Below are 6,086 nucleotides of genomic sequence, written 5' to 3'. Positions count from 1 at the left end.
GCTGTGGCCGTACTCACCGGTGGCTTGCCGCACGTCCGAGATCCTTAACTACGCGGCCTTGGTGCAAGACGGTGTCCGGGCGGACGAGGAGCCGCACCCGGCGCAAGACCTCGCGGGGCAGCGACGCCAGCAGGGCGGCGAGGAAGGCACGGTCCTCTGGGACGAACCGCACCCTGGTGCCGGCACCGAGCTGCCGTTCGAGAACGGTGATCTGGTGGCGCAGAGCGAGGATCTCGACGTCCTTGTCTCGATCGCTCATCGGCAGCAGCCGCAGCGCGGCGAAGGCGTTCGTGACGGCGAGATAGGCCAGGCGAAAGAGCACGGACGATCATCATGCCGCACCCCGAGCAACAGGGAGTCACTCGCGTCAGGAGATCCCCAGCAAGCCCATGACCTGGCCGGATGACATTATCGGCAGGCGCAGTCACTCGCCCTTCCGAAGTTCCTTCTCCCACACGCCGAAACGCTTCCTGAGTGCCTCAGCCCCCGCCGCATCGACGCCGTACACGAGAAATTCCACATCGGTACGGCGGCGCACGTACGCCAGCATCTCCGCGAACACCTCCTGATCGAACCCGGCGTCCCGGCGAGCGGCCAGTTCCAGAAGCTGATCGCGCGTGTACCGGCCGGACTCCACAAGCGCGTCCACATCGATGAAGTCACGAGCGAGTGCGCGGTTGAACAGGGCCTCGGTCTTCCCTGCCGCGACGTCGTCAGGATGGAGGACCGGGCCCATCTCCATCCGCACCGGCGGCTGAAAACGCACGTCCGCGACGACCTCGACCTTGCATCCCTGGTCCGTACCACGCTCAGAGATCCACATTCGGACATAGCGATCGGTACTCTGCAAGGTCTCAGCCTGGTATCCGGCCGCACGGTATGCCTCGGCCACGTGATCCGCTGCCGCCGGGCAGTCCATGTCCAGCGCGCCGAACAGGTCGACGTCCTCGCTCGGCCGCTCCACGATCCCGTACGCCTGCACCGCGTACCCACCGGCCAGCGCGAAGCCGTACTGATCGGCGACACTGAGGCCGATTTCGATCAGCCTCCGATGGAAGGGGTCCATCACGCGGCCCGGTCACGCAGCCAGGTGAACTGCGACTCCCACAGTCGACGGACCCGCACCGGCAAGATCAAATCAGGCCAGACACGCGCCAACAGATCGGCGTTCAGGTACGCCTTGAGATCCTGCTCTCGGCCTTCCTGGATGACCTGCTCGTACATCACCCGCAGCGCCGCCGGGTCGGACAGGTCGTAGGAGCGCCGTGGACTCCAGTCCAGCCAGCCGGGCAGCGTGACGATCCCGCTCGCGGGCCCGGTCAGCTCCTCCAGAGCATGGGGAACCGCGTACGGGCGGATGTTCGCGTAGTTCAGTGCCCTGTCCATGTCTCCAGTGTGACATTTCCGCCAGAGCCGCACCCTTCGATGATGCAACCTAACACCGCATCGGACAAACCGTTGGACACGGTGACCGGCGCCGGCGACCGCACCGTGAAGTCCACCCGAACCACCCTGGATACGAACCATGGTCAAGGGGCCCATGTTTGCTCGGTGGTTGCTCGCGTGCCGCGGTACGATGCGGCACGCGGCACCTGTGGGTGCCAGAAACTCGGCCACCCTATGCGACCTGCGCATACTCGTGGATCAGTCCGCCGAGACGATCACGACGGATGACCTCGATATCGGCCTCGACCGGGTCGGGCAGGGCTCGAAGGGGAGCGGCTTGGCCCAGGGATCGGTGCGGGCGGTGCTCGTTGAAGTGAGCCTCGTACGTGACCAGCACCCGTCGCAGGTGACGGGCGTTGACGATCAGCATCCGGTCAAGGAGTTCCCGGCGCAGCCCACTGATCCACCGCTCGATGTAGGCGTTCGCCTGCGGAGCCCGAGGCGGCGTCTTCAAAATCCGGATGCCCGCGTCGGTGAACACTTCATCGAACGCGGTGGTGAACTTCGCATCCCGGTCCCGGATGAGGAACTGGAAGTCTCCGGCCCGATCTCCCAGCTCGATCATCAGGTTCCGGGCCTGCTGAGCGACCCACTTCCCGGTGGGATGTTCGGTGACGCCGAGCAGGTGCACTCTCCGGGTGGAGAGCTCCATGACGACCAGGCCGTACAGGCGTTTGAGCAGCACGGTGTCGCAGTGGAAGAAGTCGCACGCCAGGATCCCGGAGGCTTGGACAGGCAGGAACTCGCTCCAGGTCGGTCCCGTACGCCGCGGCGCCGGATCGAGGCCGGCCTTCCTCAGGATGAGCCACACGGTGGAAGCGCCGACGCGATACCCCAGGCCGGCGAGTTCACCGGTGATCCGCCGATACCCCCACAGCGGGTTGTCCCGGGCCATGCGAAGGACCAGTGATCGCACCGAAGGCCGGGTCGCAGGCCGCCCGGGTCTGCGGCGCTTGGACGTCCAGCGCCACCGCACCAGATCAGCGTGCCAGCGCAGCAGTGTGCCCGGCGTCACGAACACCCGCAGGCGGTCGGCTGCGGGCAGCATTCGCGCCAGCGCGCTGATCACCGCCCGGTCCGCCCACGACGGTCGTGGCCGGGTGACCTGGCGGCGCAGCACCGCGAGCTGATGCCGGAGCACGAGAATCTCCACGTCCTTCGAGGCATCTGAGCGGACCAGCAGCATCAACCAGCCCGAAAGCCAGAGAAAGATCAGATAGAGCAGCTGCAACGCCATGAACAACGATCATGCACAGCGAACGCTCGAGCGCCAAACCGCAGGTCAACCCCGCTGACCGAGTTTCCGGCACCCACACGCAGCGTCTGCGGCTCGGCCCGGGCCAGCCAGCCGAACACCTGGAGCACGATCAGATACAGGAGACGGACAGACACAAGAACCGATCTTGCCCGTACCACCGCATCAGATCGACCCGCAGGTCAAGCGCCCTACGACGACCGGTGAAGCGGTATGGGCCCCTCGCATCATGAGTGCCGCCGCTTAAGCTCCGACCGGGTACGGCAGCGCCGCCAGCCGCTCGTTGACGGCATCCTGGTCGAAGGGGACCGGTTCTTCGGGATATTCGGGGTCGTAGTGCTCGATCGGGTTGTCCCCCCTACCGCCCACGCAGACCGGACGGTCGACCTCCTCGCAGACCTTCTCCAGAAGAATCTCGTGCGTCCAGCAGTCACCGAGGTCGTAGACGTACGTCACCTTCGAGCGGGGCGACGGCAGCGCCCGGTTGACGCGGTAGGCGTACTCGTCGCCACACTCCTCCAGCCCGTGGAACGGATCAGCGTACCTGCGCCTGGCGGTCTTGAACAGGTGCAGGTGATCGTCACCCCAGCCGAACAGGATCCGGATCACCTCGTGCAGAACGCCCAGGGTGAGGTTCTCCGGGACCAGCACGCGCCGCCACAGCCCGCCGTACAGGGAGATCTTGAGCTGGTAGGCCGGGATCGGCGGTGGGACGGGCGGCAGCGCGGCCAGCAGCCGGCCGGCCTCGAGGTGGCCGCTGCCGCTCACGGCTTCGCGGACATCCCCCTCGACGGCGTCCAGCAGGACGTACCGGGCATCCGTCGCGCCGTACCGGTCCAGAGCGGCCAGCGCGTAGTCGGCCGTGACCCAGCGCACGTCCCGCTCCGCGGGGATGGGACCGCTGTCCAGATCCGCCAGAGCGCGCCGGGCGTGCGCGCCCAGCACGGGATGGTCGCGCACCTCGCGCCAGAGCGGCAGAGCGTACTCACCGCGTTCACCGATCACCTCGACGGCGGTGATCCGCCCGGCCGGAGCGGCGTCCGCGGCGGCGTGCAGCAACTCCCGCAACGGGTCGCGGGCACGGTCGCCCGGGAAGGGGTCGATCCAGCGCCACACCGGCTCCCAGATCTCCTCCTCGGGCAGCGCAGCCAGCAGCTCCAGCACACGAGTGGCGGGCAGCTCCGGAGTGACCGGCGGCGGAACCCGCCGGTCCAGCTCGGCCCGGGCGTACTCCCCCACGGCGGTCAACGCCATGCGCTCGTCCAGCGCACCGAAGTCACGCAGGATCTCCACCACCCGGTCGACGGGATGCGCCCTGCCCTCGTCGGCCAGGTAGACGGCGCGCCAGTCCCAGTCACGGCGTGCGCGCATCACCTCGGCGACCGCCTCGCGCAGCGCCCCGCCCACCGGCGGCTCCTGCCGGGCCAGCTCCAGGAGCGTCACCTGGCACACCACGCGCGGATCAGCGCCACATGGATCGCTCACCTGCGCGCAGAGCACCTGCTCCAGCGCCGCGAGCCACTCCTGCGGGGCCACCTCCACCGAGACCTGCCGCTGTACGACCTTGCTGCCGGAGATCGCAATGAGCCTGCCTGCCAGCGCGGTCACCCAGGGGCGGTGAACCGTGGGAACGTCGCTGAGCCGCCGGACCTTGGCCGGGCACGGCACCCCCAGCGCCTCGGCCGCCTACGGCACCAGCGCGGGCTTGAGCGCGCCACCAGGGGTGATCGCCCGGCCGTCCCCCACCCAGACGGAGATCGCACGCGCGGCGGCGAACGCACCGCACCGCCCGATCTCAGAGGAAAGTCCAAGCTCCATGAATACGCCACCCTATCGGCCCGGACATCATCACGGGCAGCCCTACCGTGCCAGGCGGACCCCGGCCCAATACGATCCGGATCCGCGACAGCCGGACCGTGAATCCTGTGCCCACGGTATTTCCCGCCGCCTGGGCAGGGGCCGTGCGTACACTCGAAGACATGACCGCCGCCCATGACTACGACGACGTGTACCATCTCATCGAACAGCTGACCTGTACCGCTTCAAAATCCATCGCATAGGGCTTGAGCTGGGAGTTCTCCGGAGCGGCTACGCGGCTCGGTGATACTCGTTGATCAGCCCGCCGAGCACCCTCCGGCGTTCGATCCGGCCTTCCAGTGGTACGACGGCCTGCTCGTCGTGGTCGGGTGGTCGCTGCGCGCGGGACTGGTGCGGCCGGTGGCCGTTGTAGTGATCGGCGTACTCGGCCAACACCGACCGCAGGTGCCGTTCGTTGGAGATCAGCATGCGGTCGGTGCACTCGGCCCGTACGGTGCGCACCCACCGTTCGGCGTAGCAGTTGGCCCGCGGCGTGCGCGGCGGTGTCTTGACCACCGTCACGCCCGCGTCGGCGAAGATCGCGTCGAAGACAGCGGTGAACTTGGTGTCCCGGTCGCGGATGAGGAAGCGAAACGAGTCAATCCGCGTCCCCAGGTCCATGAGCAGGTTGCGGACCTGCTGGACCGTCCAGGCGCCGGTCGGGTGGGCGGTCACGCCGAGGATGTGCACGCGCCGGGTGGCGATCTCCATCACGAACAGCACGTACAGACGCTTCAAGGAGATCGTGTCGACGTGGAAGAAGTCGACGGCCAGCAAACCTTGCGCCTGGGTGCGCAGGAACGTTCGCCAGGAGGTGTCGGCGTCTCGGGGCGCCGGGCCGAAGCGCCGGCGCCGCAGGATCCGGCGTACGGTCGCCTCGCTGACCTGGTAGCCGAGCTGGGCCAATCCACCGTGCACCCGGCGCTATCCCCAGGACGGGTTCTCCCGCGCCAGGCGCAGCACCAACTCCCGGATCTCCTTGCCCGTCCTCGGGGCGGGCCGGGCCGGCTCGGATTACGTCCACCGGCGTCGGACCAGGCGACGGTGCCAGGCCAGCAGGGTGCCCGGCGTCACCAGCCGATGCGCGCGCACGGCAGAGGGCAAGAACCGCGCCAGCGCGGCCAGGACCGCACGATCGACCCAGTCCGGCTTCGGCCGGGCGACCTGACGGCGCAGCACCGCCACCTCGTGCCGGAGCACCATGATCTCGGCATTCTTGACCGCCTCGCTTCGGCCCAGCAGCACCAGCCAGCCGAACAACCGAATCATGATCAGATACAGGAGACGGACAGACACAAGAACCGATCTTGCCCGTACCGCCGCATCAGGTCGACCTGCAGGCCAAGCACCCTGCGATGACTTTTGAAGCGGTACAGGATGGATTTTCGGCCCCCGCAGGAATCGGCACGCGCAACTCGAAATGCCATAAGTCGAAGCCTCGCTACTCAGTGAGGTACCTAGGTACTATGAGAGGGCTTTACGTGAGCCGAAGTCTTTGATGTCACAGTGTGATCGATTGGATTTGTAT

General features: G+C 67.4%; 8 protein-coding genes. All 8 read right to left on the bottom strand.

The annotated features are described in order from the left end of the window. Positions 1-13 precede the first annotated feature (13 nt). Positions 14-322: a hypothetical protein gene (locus IEZ06_RS35295; RefSeq protein ID WP_189241016.1), complete on the bottom strand. Its 309-nt coding sequence runs from the start codon at positions 320-322 to the stop codon at positions 14-16. A 102-nt stretch (positions 323-424) separates the two neighbouring features. After that, complete coding sequence (locus IEZ06_RS35290; protein WP_189241017.1) at positions 425-1,066, bottom strand: nucleotidyl transferase AbiEii/AbiGii toxin family protein; 642 nt, start codon at positions 1,064-1,066, stop codon at positions 425-427. Next, positions 1,066-1,386, bottom strand: coding sequence for a hypothetical protein (locus tag IEZ06_RS35285; protein ID WP_189241015.1), 321 nt, complete (start codon positions 1,384-1,386; stop codon positions 1,066-1,068). The genes IEZ06_RS35290 and IEZ06_RS35285 overlap by 1 nt, the downstream gene beginning before the upstream one ends. A gap of 232 nt (positions 1,387-1,618) precedes the next feature. Continuing rightward, positions 1,619-2,683, bottom strand: a complete 1,065-nt coding sequence (locus IEZ06_RS35280) for an integrase core domain-containing protein (RefSeq protein WP_189241014.1) — start codon at positions 2,681-2,683, stop codon at positions 1,619-1,621. Positions 2,684-2,944: 261 nt separating this feature from the next. Next, on the bottom strand, positions 2,945-4,309 hold the full coding sequence (locus IEZ06_RS35275; RefSeq protein ID WP_189241013.1) for a plasmid pRiA4b ORF-3 family protein: 1,365 nt from the start codon (positions 4,307-4,309) through the stop codon (positions 2,945-2,947). Between the two features lie 78 nt (positions 4,310-4,387). Then, positions 4,388-4,519, bottom strand: coding sequence for a hypothetical protein (locus tag IEZ06_RS37410; RefSeq protein WP_268245649.1), 132 nt, complete (start codon positions 4,517-4,519; stop codon positions 4,388-4,390). 270 nt (positions 4,520-4,789) lie between these two features. Beyond that, positions 4,790-5,476, bottom strand: coding sequence for an integrase core domain-containing protein (locus tag IEZ06_RS36980; protein WP_203872426.1), 687 nt, complete (start codon positions 5,474-5,476; stop codon positions 4,790-4,792). A 96-nt stretch (positions 5,477-5,572) separates the two neighbouring features. Continuing rightward, entirely contained in the window at positions 5,573-5,827 is a 255-nt protein-coding gene (locus tag IEZ06_RS36975) for a hypothetical protein (RefSeq protein ID WP_203872425.1), read from the bottom strand. Between the last annotated feature and the right edge of the window lie 259 nt (positions 5,828-6,086).

Origin of the sequence: Planomonospora antibiotica (genome assembly GCF_014647955.1) — a bacterium.
Classification (GTDB): Bacteria; Actinomycetota; Actinomycetes; order Streptosporangiales; family Streptosporangiaceae; genus Planomonospora; species Planomonospora parontospora.
The sequence above is the reverse complement of the archived record's forward strand: the minus strand, read 5'-3'. Positions and strand labels throughout refer to the sequence as shown.